We start from the raw sequence: 272 nt of genomic DNA, 5'->3' as shown, positions 1-272 counted from the left end.
CTTCTCAAGCTCCGCCTCAAAGGTGTCGCCCAGAAACGGCAGCGTAAGCGGCCGTGACCAGTCAATATCGAAATAGCGTGCGTAGCGGCTCTGTTTGCCATGCTCAATCACGTCTCGCCACCAGTGATTCTCCAGCGAGGTCGACATGTGGTTAGGCACAATATCCAGTATCAAGCCCATTCCCGCCTGCCTGAGCGCGGCCGCCATACGGTCGAATCCTTCTCGTCCGCCAATGGCGGGGTCGATTTCATTCGGGTCGGTCACGTCATAGC

The 272-nt window shown here is 57.7% G+C and carries 1 protein-coding gene; it reads right to left on the bottom strand.

Features of this window, described 5'->3' with window-relative positions; translation table 11 throughout:
- On the bottom strand, nt 1-272 hold a 272-nt coding region (locus tag ACPYOI_RS36290), incomplete at both ends, for an alpha-amylase family glycosyl hydrolase (RefSeq protein WP_481424201.1).

The organism is Rhizobium sp. SVR5-2C, from assembly GCF_056755115.1.
Note: the sequence above shows the minus strand (reverse complement) of the source record. Positions and strands in the feature narration are given on the sequence as shown.